This is a genomic window from Streptomyces sp. NPDC008086, assembly GCF_042957325.1.
In the GTDB taxonomy this organism is placed as follows: Bacteria; Actinomycetota; Actinomycetes; order Streptomycetales; family Streptomycetaceae; genus Streptomyces.
This window is the reverse complement of sequence record NZ_JBIBIA010000008.1, coordinates 79557-96924: the sequence shown is the minus strand read 5'-3', so window position 1 is coordinate 96924 and position 17368 is coordinate 79557. Positions and strand designations below refer to the sequence as shown.

At 71.0% G+C, this 17368-nt stretch carries 16 protein-coding genes; 4 read left to right on the top strand and 12 right to left on the bottom strand.

Annotated elements, in window-relative coordinates; all coding sequences use genetic code 11:
* Positions 1-43 precede the first annotated feature (43 nt).
* The 4 genes from ACFZBP_RS27875 to ACFZBP_RS27860 form a co-directional block, all read right to left on the bottom strand.
* Positions 44-1072, bottom strand: coding sequence for a 6-phosphofructokinase (locus tag ACFZBP_RS27875; protein WP_062718978.1), 1029 nt, complete (start codon positions 1070-1072; stop codon positions 44-46).
* A 164-nt stretch (positions 1073-1236) separates the two neighbouring features.
* Positions 1237-1947: a response regulator gene (locus tag ACFZBP_RS27870; protein ID WP_391417051.1), complete on the bottom strand. Its 711-nt coding sequence runs from the start codon at positions 1945-1947 to the stop codon at positions 1237-1239.
* Positions 1944-3173, bottom strand: a complete 1230-nt coding sequence (gene macS / locus ACFZBP_RS27865; protein WP_391417049.1) for a MacS family sensor histidine kinase — start codon at positions 3171-3173, stop codon at positions 1944-1946. Before macS ends, ACFZBP_RS27870 begins: the two co-directional genes overlap by 4 nt.
* 72 nt (positions 3174-3245) lie before the next feature.
* Positions 3246-3980 (bottom strand): lysophospholipid acyltransferase family protein, encoded by a 735-nt coding sequence (locus ACFZBP_RS27860; protein WP_383444476.1) that lies wholly within the window; start codon positions 3978-3980, stop codon positions 3246-3248.
* A gap of 166 nt (positions 3981-4146) precedes the next feature.
* Between ACFZBP_RS27860 and ACFZBP_RS27855 the strand changes: the two genes are divergently transcribed.
* Positions 4147-4926 carry an alpha/beta fold hydrolase gene (locus tag ACFZBP_RS27855; protein ID WP_391417047.1) on the top strand — a complete coding sequence of 260 codons (780 nt, stop codon included), beginning with the start codon at positions 4147-4149 and terminating at the stop codon, positions 4924-4926.
* On the top strand, positions 4919-5593 hold the full coding sequence (locus ACFZBP_RS27850) for a hypothetical protein (RefSeq protein ID WP_391417045.1): 675 nt from the start codon (positions 4919-4921) through the stop codon (positions 5591-5593). Before ACFZBP_RS27855 ends, ACFZBP_RS27850 begins: the two co-directional genes overlap by 8 nt.
* A 16-nt stretch (positions 5594-5609) precedes the next feature.
* Here ACFZBP_RS27850 and ACFZBP_RS27845 read toward each other — a convergent pair whose 3' ends face one another.
* The 6 genes from ACFZBP_RS27845 to ACFZBP_RS27820 all read right to left on the bottom strand — a co-directional run bounded on the left by ACFZBP_RS27845 (position 5610) and on the right by ACFZBP_RS27820 (position 10863).
* The gene (locus ACFZBP_RS27845; protein ID WP_383444467.1) at positions 5610-6356 is read right to left on the bottom strand and encodes an endonuclease/exonuclease/phosphatase family protein; all 747 of its coding nucleotides are present in this window, start codon (positions 6354-6356) and stop codon (positions 5610-5612) included.
* 157 nt (positions 6357-6513) lie between these two features.
* Positions 6514-7467, bottom strand: a complete 954-nt coding sequence (locus ACFZBP_RS27840; RefSeq protein ID WP_234764787.1) for an ROK family glucokinase — start codon at positions 7465-7467, stop codon at positions 6514-6516.
* Positions 7468-7585: 118 nt separating this feature from the next.
* Entirely contained in the window at positions 7586-8089 is a 504-nt protein-coding gene (locus tag ACFZBP_RS27835; RefSeq protein ID WP_383444463.1) for a DUF5304 domain-containing protein, read from the bottom strand.
* Between the two features lie 57 nt (positions 8090-8146).
* The gene (locus ACFZBP_RS27830) at positions 8147-9325 is read right to left on the bottom strand and encodes an ArsA family ATPase (RefSeq protein WP_383444460.1); all 1179 of its coding nucleotides are present in this window, start codon (positions 9323-9325) and stop codon (positions 8147-8149) included.
* A 198-nt stretch (positions 9326-9523) separates the two neighbouring features.
* On the bottom strand, positions 9524-9964 hold the full coding sequence (locus tag ACFZBP_RS27825) for an SRPBCC family protein (RefSeq protein ID WP_383444457.1): 441 nt from the start codon (positions 9962-9964) through the stop codon (positions 9524-9526).
* Between the two features lie 101 nt (positions 9965-10065).
* Positions 10066-10863 carry a metallophosphoesterase gene (locus tag ACFZBP_RS27820; protein WP_391417041.1) on the bottom strand — a complete coding sequence of 266 codons (798 nt, stop codon included), beginning with the start codon at positions 10861-10863 and terminating at the stop codon, positions 10066-10068.
* 296 nt (positions 10864-11159) lie between these two features.
* On the opposite strand from ACFZBP_RS27820, the gene ACFZBP_RS27815 reads away from it, so the two are divergent.
* Positions 11160-12956, top strand: coding sequence for an AMP-dependent synthetase/ligase (locus ACFZBP_RS27815; RefSeq protein WP_383444451.1), 1797 nt, complete (start codon positions 11160-11162; stop codon positions 12954-12956).
* Positions 12957-12978: 22 nt separating this feature from the next.
* Here ACFZBP_RS27815 and ACFZBP_RS27810 read toward each other — a convergent pair whose 3' ends face one another.
* Complete coding sequence (locus tag ACFZBP_RS27810; protein ID WP_391417038.1) at positions 12979-14565, bottom strand: GMC oxidoreductase; 1587 nt, start codon at positions 14563-14565, stop codon at positions 12979-12981.
* Positions 14566-14728: 163 nt separating this feature from the next.
* Positions 14729-15871 carry a glycosyltransferase gene (locus ACFZBP_RS27805; protein WP_391417035.1) on the bottom strand — a complete coding sequence of 381 codons (1143 nt, stop codon included), beginning with the start codon at positions 15869-15871 and terminating at the stop codon, positions 14729-14731.
* A 119-nt stretch (positions 15872-15990) separates the two neighbouring features.
* Here ACFZBP_RS27805 and ACFZBP_RS27800 point away from each other — a divergent pair, with 119 nt between their 5' ends.
* Positions 15991-17226, top strand: a complete 1236-nt coding sequence (locus ACFZBP_RS27800; protein ID WP_391417033.1) for a glycosyltransferase 87 family protein — start codon at positions 15991-15993, stop codon at positions 17224-17226.
* Positions 17227-17368: the final 142 nt, after the last annotated feature.

The following is a 17368-nucleotide window of genomic DNA, read 5'->3' as shown; positions in this document are numbered from 1 at the left end:
CGTCCGGGGGTCGGCGCCCCCGGACCTCCGCCGCGGCCTGTCGTCAGCCGAAGAACACGCCTACCTCGTCGTACAGCTTCGGATCCACCGTCTTCAGCTTGGCCGTCGCCTCTCCGATCGGGACACGGACGATGTCGGTGCCACGCAGGGCGACCATCTTGCCGAAGTCGCGGTCGCGCACGGCCTCGATGGCGTGCAGGCCGAAGCGGGTGGCGAGCCAGCGGTCGAAGGCGCTCGGGGTGCCGCCGCGCTGGATGTGGCCGAGGACCGTGGTGCGGGCCTCCTTGCCGGTGCGCTTCTCGATCTCCTTGGCCAGCCATTCGCCGACGCCGGAGAGCCGGACGTGTCCGAAGGAGTCCAGCGACTCGTCCTTGAGGACCATGTCGCCGTCCTTGGGCATGGCGCCCTCGGCGACGACCACGATGGGGGCGTACGACGCCTTGAAACGGGAGGTGATCCAGGCGCAGACCTTGTCGACGTCGAAGCGCTGCTCGGGGATGAGGATGACGTTGGCGCCGCCGGCCAGCCCGGAGTGGATGGCGATCCAGCCGGCGTGACGGCCCATCACCTCGCATACCAGGACGCGCATATGGGACTCGGCGGTGGTGTGCAGCCGGTCGATCGCCTCGGTCGCGATGCCGACGGCGGTGTCGAAGCCGAAGGTGTAGTCGGTCGCGGACAGGTCGTTGTCGATCGTCTTGGGTACGCCGACGCACGGCACTCCGTACTCGTCGGAGAGGCGGGCGGCGACGCCGAGGGTGTCCTCGCCGCCGATCGCGATGAGCGCCTCGACCTCCTGCTTGGCGAGGTTCTCCTTGATGCGCCGGATGCCGTCCTCCTGCTTGAGAGGGTTGGTGCGCGAGGAGCCGAGGATGGTGCCGCCGCGGGGCAGGATGCCGCGCACGGCGGGGATGTCGAGACGGATGGTGTCGTTCTCGAGCGGACCTCGCCAGCCGTCCCGGAAGCCGACGAAGTCGTAGCCGTACTCCTGCACGCCCTTGCGGACGACGGCCCGGATGACGGCGTTGAGACCGGGGCAGTCGCCGCCTCCGGTCAGTACTCCGACCCGCATGGAAATGTCCCTTCGCCGCGGTTGCCTGGTGAGGCCACGCTAATGGTGAGCCAGGTCACAACGGGATGGGTCGGAACGGCAATTCCGGTGAACCGCCGGGTGTTTGGTTTACGCGCCGTCAATCCGCGTCGTCAATCCGTGTCGTCAATCGGACGATCGGTGGATCACTCGTCGTCGAGGCCGCGCTCTATCGCGTACCGCACCAGCTCCACCCGGTTGTGCAGCTGGAGCTTGCCGAGGGTGTTCTGGACGTGGTTCTGGACCGTGCGGTGGGAGATGACCAGGCGTTCGGCGATCTGCTTGTAGCTCAGGCCCTTGGCGACGAGCCGCAGCACCTCGGTCTCGCGCTCGGTGAGCTGCGGGGCCTTCGGCTGGTCGGCGTCGGGGGCGGCGGGCCCCGGGTCGGAGGCGAGGCGGCGGTACTCGCCGAGGACCAGACCGGCGAGGCCCGGCGTGAACACGGGGTCGCCGACGGCCGTACGGCGCACCGCCTCGAGCAGTTCCTCCGTCGAGGCCGACTTCAGCAGATAGCCGGTGGCGCCCGACTTCACGGCCTCCAGGACGTCGGCGTGCTCGCCGCTCGCGGACAGGACCAGGACGCGCAGCGCCGGGTTGTGGGCGACGAGTTCCTTGCAGACCTGGACGCCGGGCTTGGCCGGCAGGTTGAGGTCCAGCACGAGGACGTCGGGGGCGGCGGCCTTGGCACGGCGGACGGCCTGGTCGCCGTCGCCCGCCGTGGCGACCACGTCGAGGCCGGACTCCGCCAGGTCGCGGGCGACCGCGTCCCGCCACATGGGGTGGTCGTCGACCACCATGACCTTGATCGGTCCTCGCTGTCCGCCCTGCCCGTCCTGCCCGTGCGCGGTGTCCGTCATCGCTGCTCCGCCTTCCCCCGTGAAGCGCTGTCGGCCTTCGGTACTTTCAGTTCCACTTCGGTGCCCTGGCCCGGCACCGAGATCAATTCGGCGCTGCCGCCGAGGTCCCGCAGCCGCCCCCGGATCGACAGAGCGACACCGAGCCGCCCCTCGCCCTCGGCCTGGGCGAGCCGGCCCTCGGGGATGCCGGGGCCGTCGTCCCGTACGGTGACGATCACCTCGTCGGGCTCGTCCTCGACGAGGATCCACGCACGCGCGTGCTCCCCCGCGTGCCTGCGGACGTTGTCCAGGGCCGCCCCCACGGCCGCGGCCAGCTCCCGGGCGGCGGCCGGGGCCAGTGTCACGGGCGCGCCGGGCTCGGCGAGACTGACCTTCGCGCCGGCGTACGGGGCGAGCAGCGCGCGCAGGTCGACCGGACCGGTGGATTCGTCCGGCTCCTCCACGGCGACCACGACGGCCCCCTCGGCGGCGTCGTCCGACACACGCGACACCGGCACCAGGCCGCCCGAGACCAGCGTGCGCAGCGCGACCTCCTGCTCGCCGGCCATCCGGCCCAGCTCGGCCGCCTCGCCGCCGATCACGGCGCCGCGCCGCTGCACCATCGCCAGCACCTGCAGCACGCTGTCGTGGATGTCCCGCGCGAGCCGCTCCCGCTCCCGGGTCGCCGCCTCGATCTCCAGGGCCCGGGCGAGGGTGCGCTCGGAGGCGCGGGCGACCTCGACGACGTAGCCGATGGCGATGGAGGCGATCCAGACGAGCAGCACCATGTGGACGGTGTCGCGGGTCGGTACGCCGGAGCGGTGGATCAGGTTGGCGGCGGCGACCAGGGTGGAGGCGAAGGCGGCCCAGCGCCAGCCGCCCTTGATGGCGAAGGCGAGCACGGCGCCCGCGGTCCATATCGACGGCAGTGTCGGGGCTCCGGCCTCGATCCGCGCGGGTGTCTCGGCGAGCCGGGTGAGCAGGATGCCGGCCAGGGCGATGGTGAGGTCGACGGCGAGGAAGCGCTTGGTGCAACTCGCGGCGTTCGCGACGCGGGGCAGGGTGGCCAGGGTCCACACGGCCAGTACGGCGTAGTAGGCGACGGCCACCCAGGGGCGGGCGATCTCGTCGTAGGCGCTGATGAACAGCCCGATCGCGTACACCATGGTCAGCACCCGGTAGCCGGCCAGCGCACGCCACAGCGGCTGCTCGACCGACATCCTCATGACCCGCTCGCGCTTGGCCATTCCCCCCACCCCGTGTTCTCGAGTCGCCCGCCCGGACTGCCCTCCCGGGGCCGCCGAGCGCTCCTCGTCCGCCTACTTCGGCTTCTTCGCCTGTTCCTTCTTCGCCTGTTCCTTCTCGGCCTTCGCGGCATCCGCGATCTGCCGCTTCGCGGCCGTCGCGTACATGTCGACGTATTCCTGACCGGAGAGCTTCATGATCTCGTACATGACCTCGTCGGTCAGCGCGCGGAGCACGAAGCGGTCGTGCTCCATGCCCTGGTACCGGCTGAAGTCCAGCGGCTTGCCGATCCGGATGCCCGGCCGCATCAGCTTGGGCATGACCTGGCCTGGCGGCTGGATCTTCTCCGTGTCGATCATGGCGACCGGGACGACCGGCGCCCCGGTGGCGAGCGCCACGCGCGCGAGGCCGCCTGGCTTGCCCCGGTAGAGCCGCCCGTCGGGCGAGCGCGTGCCCTCCGGGTAGATACCGAACAGCTCACCGCGCTCCAGCACCTCTATGCCGCTCTTGATGGCCGCCTCGCCCGCCCCGCGTGCCCCGGAGCGGTCCACGGGCAACTGGCCGACGCCCTTGAAGAAGGCGGCCGTCATCCGGCCCTTGACGCCGGGCGTCGTGAAGTACTCGGCCTTCGCGATGAAGGTCACCTTGCGGTCGAGGACCGCGGGCAGGAAGAACGAGTCGGAAAACGAGAGGTGGTTGCTCGCCAGGATCGCGGCGCCCTCGGCCGGAATGTTCTCCAGGCCCTCCACCCAGGGCCGGAAGGCGACCTTCAACGGTCCCCCGATGGCCACCTTCATCGCGCCGTACAACAACCGAGTGCCTCCTGTGTCTGTCGATCAGACCTTAACCCGGAGCACTGTCAATGAGTCCGACGGCCCTGGTCGGTGTCAGTGCGGTCGCGTACGGTGAACCACACCTGGCTGTACCGATCGTTCTCGTCCACGTCCGTCCTTCTCACGAACAGGAGACCGTAAGGTGCCGGTCCTTCCTGGAGCCGAGCCGTACCGCCGCGAGGGCGGGGAGACCGGGGTCCTCCTCTGCCACGGCTTCACCGGTTCCCCCCAGTCGCTGCGCCCCTGGGCGGCGTATCTCGCCGAGCGCGGGCACACCGTCTCGCTGCCGCTGCTGCCGGGCCACGGCACACGCTGGGAGGACATGCGGCTCACCGGCTGGCAGGACTGGTACGCCGAGGTGGACCGCGAGCTGCGCGGTCTGCGCGACCGCTGCGCCCGGGTCTTCGTGGCCGGCCTCTCCATGGGCGGCACCCTGGCCCTGCGGCTCGCCGCCAAGCACGGCGAGGGCGTCGCGGGCGTGCTGGTCGTCAACCCGGCGAACAAGATGCACGGACTGTCCACGTACACCCTGCCGGTGTCCCGTCACTTCGTCCGGACGGCGCCGGGGATCGTGAGCGACATCGCCAAGGAGGGCGGCGTGGAGATCGGGTACGACCGGGTGCCGCTGCACGCGGCCCACTCTCTGCGGAACTTCTTCCGGCTGGTCGACGGCGAGTTGCCGCAGGTCACGCAGCCGCTGCTGCTTCTGCGCAGCGCCCAGGACCACACGGTGCCGGCGGCGGACTCGGCCCGGATCCTGAGTCGGGTGTCCTCCACGGACGTAACGGAGATCGTGCTGGAACAGAGCTATCACGTGGCGACGTTGGACCATGACGCGGACCGGATCTTCGAGCAGAGCATCGGCTTCATCGACCGGCTCGCGACCGGCGTCGGCAGAGAAGGGACGACTGCACGTGGCTGAGCACGACTCCGACCGCGAGAGGCGTGAGGACCGCGACGATCGCGAGCCGGAAGAGCAGCACGTCCCGTTCGACGAGGACGCCGCCTGGGCAGCGATCGTCGCCGGATACGGCGAGGAGCCGCCGGACCCGCCGGGCTCGAAACCGTTCAAGTCGGTGGAGGACCTGGCGCTGCTGGAGTCCGACACCAACGACGGCACGAACGGCGCGACGGGCGACGGGACGGACGGGGGCCGCGAACCCGAGAAGGGCGAGAAGAGCGGCAACGGCGCGAAGTCCGAGCAGGCCGACGAGCCCACGGCCGACCGGGACGACAAGCCGGTGAAGCCGCTGGGCAGCTCCGTCTCCTTCGCCCCCGGCGTCGGCCCGCGCGACTACAGCGTGCCCGAGCCGTCCGAGGAGGACTTCGACGCGGACGACGAGGGCCACTTCGTCCCGCCGGAGCCGCCGCCGCTGCCCGCCGCCGACGCGACCGCGAAGTTCGCCTGGCTCGGCGTGATCGGCGGGCCGATCCTGCTGCTGCTCGCCGTCCTGCTCGGCTGGGACATGACGTGGTGGCTGGCCACGCTGAGCGTCGGCGGGTTCCTGGGCGGCTTCGCCACGCTGGTGATGCGGATGAAGACGGACGACGAGGACGACGACGATCCCGGGCGGGGCGCGGTCGTCTAGAACGCTCCAGGACGCGCTAGGACGCCGGTACTTTGAGGGCGGCCAGGACCGGAAGGTGGTCCGTGGCCGCCCTCAGGTCTGTCTCCGTCACACCGGGCCGGCCCATGGGCACCCCGCAGCCGAGCACCTCGATGCCCTTGGTGGCGAAGATCGCGTCGATACGTTGGTGCGGGTCGGCCGGGGTCGAGGTGTACTCGGCGCCCCAGGGGGCGGTGGCCCAGCAGTCCTGGAGATCCTCGGCCATGCGGCGGAAGGTGCGGCCGGCGGGGCGTTCGTTCAGGTCGCCGCCCGCGACGGCGTGCTCCACCCCCATGCCGGCCAGCCGGTCGAGCAGCATGCCGCCCTGCTCGTGGCGTTCGTCCTTCTGCAGGGAGAGGTGGCAGCTCAGGACGCCCAGGCGGGCACCGCCGAACCGGACCACCGCGGTGGCGAAGCCACGCCGGTGCAGTCCCGGGGTGAGGGGGAGAAGGACGTCTTCCGTGCGCTCCACGGTGGCCCTCAGGTTGCAGAGGATCGCCGGGCCCGCGGCGGTGGCGCCGCCGGTGAGGATGACGAGGTTCGCCGCGCGGGCCAGGCGGGAGAGCTTCTTGCGCCAGCGGAAGAAGCGGGGGGCTTCCTGGATGAGGACCAGGTCGGGGGTGCAGGCGGTGATGACGCGGGCGAGGGCGTCCGTGTCGTCGCGCATCGAGCGGATGTTGTAGCTGAGGACTCGGATGACGGCTGAACCGTCGGGCTCCGTGCGGGAATTGGGGAGCGACTCCATGGCGATCAATTTACGCCTAATGGCTCGGGGCGCGGGGTTTGTGCGCGACTGCCGGTTCGTCGTGGCTTGTCGCGCCCACACGGCGGAGCCGCATGGTGATACAGCCCCGCGCCCCCCAAGAAGCTCGGCACAGTCCCCGGTGCCGAAAAGGCGAGCCTTACATGATGGGGTCGGGCTCCCGGGCCAGGTCCGCCGCGCCCACCAGGCCCGCCTTGTTGCCCAGCTGGGCCGCGATGACGTCGGCGACCGGGCGCCAGTTGCCGCCGACCAGCCAGCGCTTGTAGGACTTGCGGATGGGGTCGAGGACCAGTTCGCCCTCGTCGGAGAGGCCGCCGCCGACGATGAAGGCGGACGGGTCGAACAGGGAGGCCAGGTCGGCGAGGCCGGCGCCGGCCCAGCGGGCGAGTTCGCGGTAGGAGTCGACGGCGACCGGGTCGCCCTGGCGGGCGGCCATGGAGATGTGCTTGCCCTCGATGCCCTCGGGGCTGCCGTCGCCCAGGCCGAGCAGGATCTCGGCGTTCTCGGGGGTGGCGTTGGCGCGCTGCTTGGCGTATCTGACCAGGGCGCGACCGGAGGCGTACTGCTCCCAGCAGCCCTGCGACCCGCAGCCGCACAGGAGGCCGTCCGGGACCATGCGGATGTGGCCGAACTCGGCGGCCACGCCGTAGTGCCCGCGGCGCAGCTTGTTGCCGATGATGATGCCGCCGCCGAGACCGGTGCCCAGGGTGATGCAGATGACGTTGCGGTGGCCCTTGCCGGCGCCGAACTTGTACTCGCCCCACGCGGCCGCGTTGGCGTCGTTCTCCACGACGACCGGGAGGCCGACGCGGGCCTCGACCTTCTCCTTCAGCGGCTCGTTGCGCCAGTCGATGTTGGGGGCGAAGTACACCTCCGAGCGCTGGCGGTTGACGTATCCGGCCGCACCGATACCCACGCCGACGATCTCGTGCCCGGCGCGCGCACCCTCCACCGCGGAGGCGATGGCGTCCACGATGCCCTCGGGCGTGCCCGGGGTCGGCACCTTGTGGGTCGAGAGGATGTTGCCTTCCTCGTCGACCACGCCGGCCGCGATCTTCGTGCCGCCGATGTCGACGCCGATGGTGAGTCCCATGAATCCCTCAGTTTCGGTCGAGCCCCGCTACGGCCAACCGTACCCGAGGCCCTGCCGTCGGGGCCCCGTCGTCCGCCCGGCGGACGGGGCCTGCCGACGGCCTGCGGATCCGGGGGAATCAGTCCAGGTCGATGCGTTCTCCGGGCCCGGCGTCGTCGCCCCGGTCGGGGCGGTCCGGGCGCTCGTCCAGGTCGTGCCCGCCGGTCTCGCGGGTGGTCCAGCGTCGTTCCTGGGCCTGGACCGCGGAGCGGTAGGCGGCGAGGAGTTCGCTGCCGGCCGCCGCGAGGTGGTCGAAGACGTCCGGGTTGCGCTCTATGACGGGCTCGACGGCCGCCTTGGCCTGCTCCACGACCTGCTTGACCACCTGCTGGGCGGCGGGTCCGGCGACCGCGCCGAGCAGCGGGGACTGGAGGGTGGACAGCTTGTCCGCGACGGCGTCGACGAGCTTGCGCAGCTCCTCGGCGGCGGCGCCCGGCTGCGGACCGTACTGGGCGCGGCGGCGCTCCTTCTCCTGCGCGAGGTCCTCGGCGCACGCCGTCGCCCAGGCGTCGGCGTCGGTCGCCCGTACCTCGTCGATCGCCTCTTGCTCCGCGGCGTCGGACGGGGGGAGCTCTTCGCTCATGACGGACTCCTGACTACGGTTCGTCTCTACGACGTTACCCGAACGGGCGTACCTGCTTCACCGTGCGCCCGGCCAGAGATCCGGGTCCGGCGCGAACCGGATCCGTAGCTCGCCGTCGCGCAGTCCGGCCCCGTCCACCCGGCACCTGCGCAGCGCGGACGGCAGCGGCACGATACGCCGGAACTGGCCCGCCGTGACGACGAGTTCGTCGCCGCGCCGGATGAGGTCGAGTTCGTCGCGTACGGCGCCGGGCAGCGGGATGTGCCAGACGAGGACGCCGTCCTCGGCGAGCCGGTCGGTGACGGGCCACTCGACCGTGGACGCCGTGTCGTTGACGGTGGACACGGCGAGATCGGCGAGGTCGTGGGGGCCGCGCGGGTCGCGTCCGAGGTGGGCGACGGTGTGGATGTCGTGCCCGCCCTCCCGCCACTCCTCCAGGGCCTTGCGCTGCTGGGCGACGGGCCCGTCGAGCCAGCTGCCCGGTACCGCCTCCGTCTCGGGCAGGACCCGGTTGGCGACCAGCAGGTCGGGGCGCAGGCCCCGCAGGGCGAGCGCGAGGCGGGCGGCCCGTACGGCGTCAGCGCCGCCCGGGCCGGGCTCGGCGACCAGCCGTACGACGGTGTCCCGGTCGGCGACGACGGCCTCGACGGCGGCGAGGTCGAGGTCCCAGCGGGCCGCGGTCTCGTACAGCCACTCCGCGGGCATCGGAACGCCGGCCAGCCGCCCCAGCACGGGCCGCAGCGCGCGGGCCGCCTGCCGCTCGGGCGGGAGCAGCCGGCGCAGGTAGCGGCGCAGCTCTTCGGGGAGGGAGAGCAGGGCGAGGGCGTGCGGGGTGGCCGGGAGGTCGACGACGAGGAGGTCGTGCGCCTCGGCGAGCGCGGCGTCCCGCAGTGCCCGCAGCAGCGCGAGTTCCTCGGCGCCGGGCAGCGGAGTGACCTCCTCCGGGTCGAGCCGGGAGGCACCGAGCAGGTCGAGCGCGGAGGAGGCGCGCTCCTGGAAGGCGGCGAGGTCGTCCCGGAACCCGGTGGCCGCGTCGGGCCGCCACGCGGTGAGGTTCGTCGTGACCTCGCTCGGGGCCGGCCCCGTACTCGCGCCGAGTGCCGCGCCCAGGGTGTCGGTACGGTCGGCACTCAGGACCAGGGTCCGGGTGCCCTCGCGGGCGGCGGCGAGCGCGGTGGCGGCCGCGACGGTGGTACGTCCGCTGCCGCCGGGTCCGGTGATCAGGATGGTGCGCATGGGGCTGAACCGTAACGGACGCCGGGGTTCAGCCCGGTGGACAGGTGCCCGGCCCTACGGGGCACTTCCAGCCCGTCCGGCGTCTGAGGACGCGGCCCGGAGGCCCGATGGGGGCCAGGGGGCGGAGCCCCCTGGCGGGGTCGAAGGGGCAGCGCCCCTTCAGGATGGGACGGGTAGGGGCGACGGGGGCGAGGAACCCTACTTGCCCGACTCCACCCGCTTCTTCAACCCCGCCAACGCCCGGTCGATGATGACCTTCTCCGCCTTGCGCTTGATCATCCCCAGCATCGGGATCTTGACGTCGACGGTCAGCTGGTAGGTGACCTCGGTCGCCCCCGCCCCGGCCGGCTTCAGGAGGTACGAGCCGTCGAGCGACCGCAGCATCTGGGACTTCACCAGCGTCCAGGACACCTCGTTGTCCCCGGTCCAGGTGTACCCCAGCACCTGGTCGTCCTTGATCGCCCCGGCGTCCATGACGAGCCGGACCTGCTCGGCACGGCCCTGGCCGTCGGTCTTGAGGACTTCCGCCTCCTTCACCTCACCGGTCCAGTCCGGGTAGCGCGCGAAGTCGGCGATCACCCCCATGACATCGGCCGGTGCCGCCTCGATCGTGATGCTCGAGCTGGTGTGTTCCGCCATCGCCGTGGCTCCTCCAGAAGCGGTCCGGTAAGAAGTCGTGATGCGCACGCGTGCGCAGCGTGAAGGCTACCGCGCGCCCGACCAGCCGACTTCACCCCACCTCACCACTCCAGCGCCCAGGGCTTCCCCGACGCGGCGAAGTGCCCCACGTTCACACACTCCGTCGCCCCGATCCGCATCCGCCGGACGAGCGGCTGATGGACGTGCCCGAACAGCGAATAGCGCGGGCGGGTCCGCCGAATCGCCTCCAGCAGTGCCTTGCTGCCCCGCTCGAAACGCCGCGCCACCGTGTCGTACACCAACTCGGGCACCTCGGGCGGAATGTGCGTGCAGAGCACGTCCACCTCCCCCAGGGCCTCGATCTTCGCGGCGTACTCCTCGTCGCTGATCTCGTACGGCGTCCGCATCGGGGTGCGCAGGCCGCCGCCCACGAAGCCGAAGACCCACCCGCCGATCTCGACCCGCTCCCCGTCCAGCACGGTCGTGCCGGGGCCGGCGTACTCCGGCCACAGGGGCGGCATGTCGACATTGCCGTAGGTGGCGTACGTCGGTGTCGGGAACGCCGCGAACAGCTCGGCGTACTGCTTGCGGACCGCCTTCTCGATCACCACCCACCGGTCCGAGCCGACTCCGGCCCACAGCCGCGCCCCCAGCTCGCGCGCCTCCTCGAAGCGCCGGGCGGTGCGCAGCTCCACGATGCGGTCGGCGTTCTCCACGCCGAAGAGGTCGGGGAAGATGCCGCGCGAGTGGTCGGCGTAGTCGAGGAACAACACCAGGTCGCCCAGGCATATCAAGGCGTCCGCGCCCTCGCCGGCCCTGGCCAGGTCGCGGGCGTTGCCGTGTACGTCGCTGACCACATGGACGCGGGTCCTGCTGTTTCCCGTCGGTGTCGGTGCCATGGCGATCAAGGGTAAGCGTGTGCGGCAAACGTGAACAGTGGCGGCCGAACCGATGGTTACTGGCCAGTCGTCAGACGGCTCGACTACTGTGCGCGCAGAGGTACCAATCCGTGTGACGCAGCGAACATCTCGCCGGACCCCCCTGTCGAAGAAGCCATACCGGCGGGTAACGTCCGGTCGGTCCAGTCGTGCTCTGAGTTTCAACATGTGAATCCCAGAGCACTTGCCCGAGCCATGGACCGCACCGTCGCATCGCACAACGTCGTGGCGCCGGCGCCCTATGAGGAGCAGCAGTCTTGCGCGAGTTCAGCCTTCCGGCTTTGTACGAGGTCCCTGCGGACGGCAATCTGACCGACATCGTCCGCAGAAACGCCGCGCAGCACCCGGACGTCGCCGTCATCGCCCGCAAGGTGGGCGGTGCCTGGCAGGACGTCTCGGCCACCACCTTCCTCGCCGAGGTGCACGCGGCCGCGAAGGGGCTCGTCGCCGCCGGGGTCGGACCGGGCGACCGGGTCGGCCTGATGTCCCGTACGCGCTACGAGTGGACCCTGCTGGACTTCGCGATCTGGTCGGCGGGCGCGGTCACCGTGCCGGTGTACGAGACCAGCTCGCCGGAGCAGGTGCAGTGGATCCTCGGCGACTCGGGCGCGACGGCCGTGATCACGGAGCTGGACACCCACACCGCCGCCGTGGAGTCGGTGCGCGACGCGCTGCCCGCGCTCAAGCACGTCTGGCAGATCGAGGCCGGCGGTATCGAGGAGCTGGGCCGGCTCGGGCAGGACATCAGCGACGCGACGGTCGAGGAGCGCAGCTCGCTGGCGAAGGCCGACGACCCGGCGACGATCGTGTACACCTCCGGCACGACCGGCCGCCCCAAGGGCTGTGTGCTGACCCACCGCAGCTTCTTCGCCGAGTGCGGCAACATCGTCGAGCGGCTGCGTCCGCTGTTCCGCACCGGCGAGTGCTCGGTGCTGCTCTTCCTCCCGCTGGCCCATGTCTTCGGCCGCCTCGTGCAGGTCGCGCCGATGATGGCGCCGATCAAGCTGGGCACCGTCCCGGACATCAAGAACCTCACGGACGAGCTGGCCGCGTTCCGCCCGACGCTGATCCTCGGCGTGCCGCGCGTCTTCGAGAAGGTCTACAACTCGGCGCGCGCCAAGGCCCAGGCCGACGGCAAGGGCAAGATCTTCGACAAGGCCGCGGACACCGCGATCGCCTACAGCAAGGCGCTGGACACCCCGTCCGGCCCGCCGGTCGGCCTGAAGATCAAACACAAGGTCTTCGACAAACTCGTCTACAGCAAGCTGCGCGCGGTGCTCGGCGGCAAGGGCGAGTACGCCATCTCCGGCGGCGCCCCGCTGGGCGAGCGGCTCGGGCACTTCTTCCGCGGCATCGGCTTCACGGTCCTGGAGGGCTACGGCCTGACCGAGTCCTGCGCCGCGACCGCGTTCAACCCCTGGGACCGCCAGAAGATCGGCACGGTCGGCCAGCCGCTGCCCGGCTCGGTCGTGCGGATCGCGGACGACGGGGAGGTGCTGCTGCACGGCGAGCACCTGTTCAAGGAGTACTGGAACAATCCGGGCGCGACCGAGGAGGCGCTGGCCGACGGCTGGTTCCACACCGGTGACATCGGCACCCTCGACGAGGACGGCTACCTGAGGATCACCGGCCGCAAGAAGGAGATCATCGTCACCGCGGGCGGCAAGAACGTCGCCCCGGCCGTGATCGAGGACCGCATCCGGGCGCACGCGCTGGTCGCGGAGTGCATGGTGGTGGGCGACGGGCGGCCGTTCGTGGGCGCGCTGGTCACCATCGACGAGGAGTTCCTGGGCCGCTGGTGCGCCGACCACGGCAAACCGGCGGGCTCCACCGCGGCGTCGCTGCACGAGGACCCCGACCTGCTGGCCGCGATCCAGTCGGCGGTCGACGACGGCAACGCCGCGGTGTCGAAGGCGGAATCGGTGCGGAAGTTCCGCATTCTTCCCTCCCAGTTCACGGAGGACTCGGGCCATCTGACGCCGTCGCTGAAGCTGAAGCGCAACGTCGTGGCGAAGGACTTCGCGGACGAGATCGAGGCGATCTACCAGAAGTAGCGCACTCCTTTCGTACGACGGCTCATGGCGCGGTGTCCTCCAGGAGGACCCGCGCCATCGTGCGTTCGGCGAGCGCGGTGATCGTCACGAACGGGTTCACCCCGATCGACCCGGGCACGAGCGAGCCGTCGGTGACGTAGAGCCGCGAGTACCCCCTCACCCGGCCGTAGTCGTCGGTCGCCTTCCCCAGCACGCAGCCGCCCAGCGGGTGGTACGTGAAGTCGTCGGCGAAGACCTTGTTGCCCGAGCCGAACAGGTCGTACCGGTAGATGGTGGTGTTCGCCCGGTTGATCCGGTCGAACAGCTTCTTCGCCATCCCCACGGACACGGCACTCTGCGCGGCACTCCAGCCCAGCTTCACGGCTCCCGTGGCGCTGTCGTACGAGAACGACGCGCGCTCCGGGTTCTTGGTGATCGCCAGATAGAGGCTGACCCAGTGCTCGAGGCCCGTCGGCAGGGGCGCGATCTCGGCGAAGACGGGGTTGGCGGCGTTGGCCCAGTCGTCGATGCCCATGACCGGCATGGTCGACTGGTTCGCCCCGACGGTGTCCCACAGGTGGTTGGCCCGCCCGAGCATGACGTTGCCGTTGGTCCCCCACCCGGCGCCGACGCTCGCGTCCAGCGCGGGAAGGGTGCCCGACTCCCTGGCCCGGACGAGGAGTTCGGTGGTGCCGACGCTGCCGCCGCCGAGGAAGAGGTACGTACAGCCGTACTCCTTGGTCTCCACGACGGCCCCGGTGTCGTCGATCCGGTCGACGGCCAGGACGTACGTCCCGTCGGCGGCCCTGCTGATCGACCTCACCCGCTCCAGGGTGTGGATGGTGACGTTCCCGGTGCCGAGCGCGGAGGCGAGGTACGTCTGGTCGAGGCTGCGCTTGCCGTGGTTGTTTCCGTAGATCACCTCGCCGGCGAGCGCCGATCTGGTGGACGTGCCGGCCGCCTCGCGCTGCATGTACCCGAAGTCGTAGACGTTGGGCACGAAGGTGGTCCGCAGACCGGCGTTGCTCGCGTGCTTGCGGGAGATCCGGGTGAAGCGGTACCACTCCGTGGACTCGAACCACGCGGGGTCGACGGTGTTGACGCCGAGCATGGAGCGGGCGCGTGGGAAGTACGTGCGGTACATCTCCGCGGTGTCCACGGTCGGGAACTGCTCGGCGAAGTAGGACTGGAGGGGGGTGACGGCCATGCCGCCGTTGACCAGGGAGCCGCCGCCGACGCCCCGGCCGACGTACACGGACATGTGGTCGTAGTGCACGCGGTCCAGGACTCCCGGGTAGGGGCTGATGTCCTTGTTGACCACGTCCAGCCACAGGAAGGTGGCGAGCGGGGCCTCGGTGCGGGTGCGGAACCACATGGAGCGGCGGTCGGGGGCGGCGGTGGAGCAGAAGACCTTGCCGTCGGGGCCGTTGGTGTTCCACAGGCGGCCCATCTCCAGGACGAGGGTGCGGACGCCGGCCTCTCCGAGGCGGAGGGCGGCGACCGCGCCGCCGTAGCCGGAGCCGATGACTATGGCCGGGGTGGATTCGACCGCCTCGGGCTCGGCTTCCTTGGCCGCGGCGAGGGAGACGCGGGTGAAGCCGAGGGTGGCGGCGGTTTGCAGGGCCGCCATGCCGAGGATTTGACGTCTTGTCAGCTGACGCTGCATCAGGTTTGATGTCATGTGCGCAGCATGGGCGGATTATTGGGTTCCGCCTAGTGGGGTGCCGCGTATTCATGGTGGGCGGGTGTGGGTTGTTTGTGGTTGATCGCGCCCCTGAAAGATGGGCGTCGCACTACAGCAACTGCTTCAAGTGATCTGCCAGCAGGTCCCAGCGCCACCTCTCCTCGACCCACTCCCTGCCGCGCTCGCCCATCCTCCGGCGCAGTTCGGGGTCTCCCAGGAGCGTGACGATCCGGTCGGCGGCCTCCTCCGGGGAGCCGCCCCGCACCACCCAGCCGGTCTCCCCGTCGAGTACGGCGTCCGGTGCGCCGCCCGAGTCACCGGCCACGACCGGCAGGCCGGTCGCCGATGCCTCCAGGTAGACGATGCCGAGGCCCTCCACATCGAGGCCTCGCCGCCTGGTACGGCAGGGCATCGCGAAGACGTCGCCGGCACCGTAGTGAGCGGGGAGGTCGGACCAGGGGACGGGGCCGGTGAAGTGGACGGAGTCGGCGACGCCCGTCTCCTGCGCCAGCCGCCTCAGATCCTTCTCGTACGGGCCGCCCCCGACGATCAGCAGTACGGTGTCCGGCTCGGCGGCCAGGATGCGGGGCATGGCCTGGATCAGGGTGTCCTGGCCCTTGCGCCGGACCAGACGGGAGACGCAGACGACCACCGGGCGGTCCGTGAGGCCCAGCCGGGCGCGGACCTCGTCGCCGCCCGAACCGGGATGGAAGGTCTTCTCGTCCACCCCTGGCGGCAGCTGCACCATCCGTGCGGCCGCGGCCGGCGTCAGGGCCGTGGCGATCCGCGAGCGCGTGTACTCGCCCAGGTAGGTGATCGTGTCCGTCGACTCCCCGATCCGCCCCAGCAGCTGGCGGGCCGCGGGCAGCTGGGCCCACCCGGCCTCGTGGCCGTGGGTCGTGGCCACGATCCGCTCGGCGCCCGCCTTCCTGAGCGCCGGGGCCATCAGACCGAGCGGGGCCGCCGCCCCGAACCACACCGACGTACAGCCGTGCTCACGCAGCAGTCCGACCGCGCGCCGGGTCGCGCCGGGCGTCGGCAGCAGCATCGTCGTACGGTCCCGTACGACCGTGAAAGGCTGCTCGGCGTCGAAGGCGGCGGTGGCCTCGACGCCCTCTCGGCCGCGCTTCCAGGTGGAGGCGTGGACGACTAGCCGCTCAGGGTCGAGGCGTAGCGCCATGTTGTGCAGGAACGCCTGGATGCCGCCGGGGCGGGGCGGGAAGTCGTTGGTCACGATCAGCGTCTTGTGCATCGCCGCCGACCTTATCGAAGCCGCCGTTCACAGGTGGGGCTCGGCCACGTGTGTGGCCCGCACACAGCTGGACACGACATCATGTTGCCTGAGACGGGCAGCGAACGGCAGGGGTTCTGGTGGAGACGACAGGCACGCGGCGATCCCTGGCGTGGCTTGTGGGCGTCTGGGCGCTGACCAGGGTGGCTCTGCTGCTCTTCGTGTTCAAGGTGTACGTCTTCCCCGGCCCCGACGTCACCAGCGACGTGTCGGTGATCTACCAGGGCTGGTACGAGGTGCTGCGCACCGGAACGTTCCCGCTGGACGACGTGACCTGGCAGTACCCGCCCGCCGCGGCGCTGCCGATCCTGTCCCCGGCGCTGGTGTTCTGGCTGGACTACACGTCGGCGTTCTTCGTGCTGTGCTTCGCCGCGGACCTGGTCGTGCTGCTGCTTCTGCTGTACGCCGGTCTGCGGTCCGGGCGGACGTTGCGCGGGGCGTGGGTGTGGGCGGTGGGGGTGCCGCTGCTGGGGCCGACCGTGTACGCCCGGTACGACGTGATGGTCACCGGGGTCGCCGTGGCCGCGCTGCTCGCGGGCTCGCGTTATCCGAGGGTGATGGGAGCGCTGACGGCGTTCGGGGCGATGCTGAAGGTGTGGCCGGTGTTGTTGCTGGTGGCTGCCCGCAGGCGGGGTTCGTGGGTGTGGGCCGCGCTGACCGCCGGGGTGCTGGCGGCGCTGTTCGCTCTCGCCATGCCGGGTGCCTTCGCGTTCCTGACCTTCCAGCGGGACCGGGGGACGGAGGTGGAGTCGCTGGGGGCGCTGGTCTTCCATGTGGCCCGGCAGTACGGCTGGGACGGGCAGGTGCTGCTGAACTACGGGTCGGTGGAGTTTCTCGGTCCGTATGTCGACGTCGTGAGCAGGGCGGCGCTCTTGCTGAGCGGGCTGGCGTTCGGCTGGCTGTGGGTGTGGCGGTTGAGGGCGCGGAGCTTCCATGGCCACACGCTCGCGGACGGGGCCTTCGTGGCGGTGCTGATGTTCGTGACGACGAGTCGGGTGATCAGTCCGCAGTACATGGTGTGGCTGGTGGGGGTGGGGGCCGTGTGTCTCTGCTCCCGGGAGAGCCGGATGAGGCTTCCTGTGGGGCTGGTGCTGGTGGCGTCCTTCGTCACGGTGCTGGAGTTCCCGGTGTGGTTCTCCGACGTCGTCGCCAGCGACGGCCTCGGGGTGACGCTGCTGTTCCTGCGCAACGGCCTTCTGGTCCTCGCCACGCTCCTCGCGGCCCGCGCGCTCTGGCGCTCCACGGTCCCCCGCCCGACCCCACCCCCCGTCCCCACCGAGTCCCCCCGCCCCAGGGAAACGTCCCTGCCCTCCTAACCTCCTTCCTCGCCCCCGCCGCCCCTACCCGTCCCATCCCTGGGGGCTGCGCTCCCAGACCCCCTGATCGGCCCTCCGGGCCTCGTCCTCAAACGCCGGACGGGCTGAGAATGCCTGGCCCGGCGTAGCTCCCTGCGGGAGG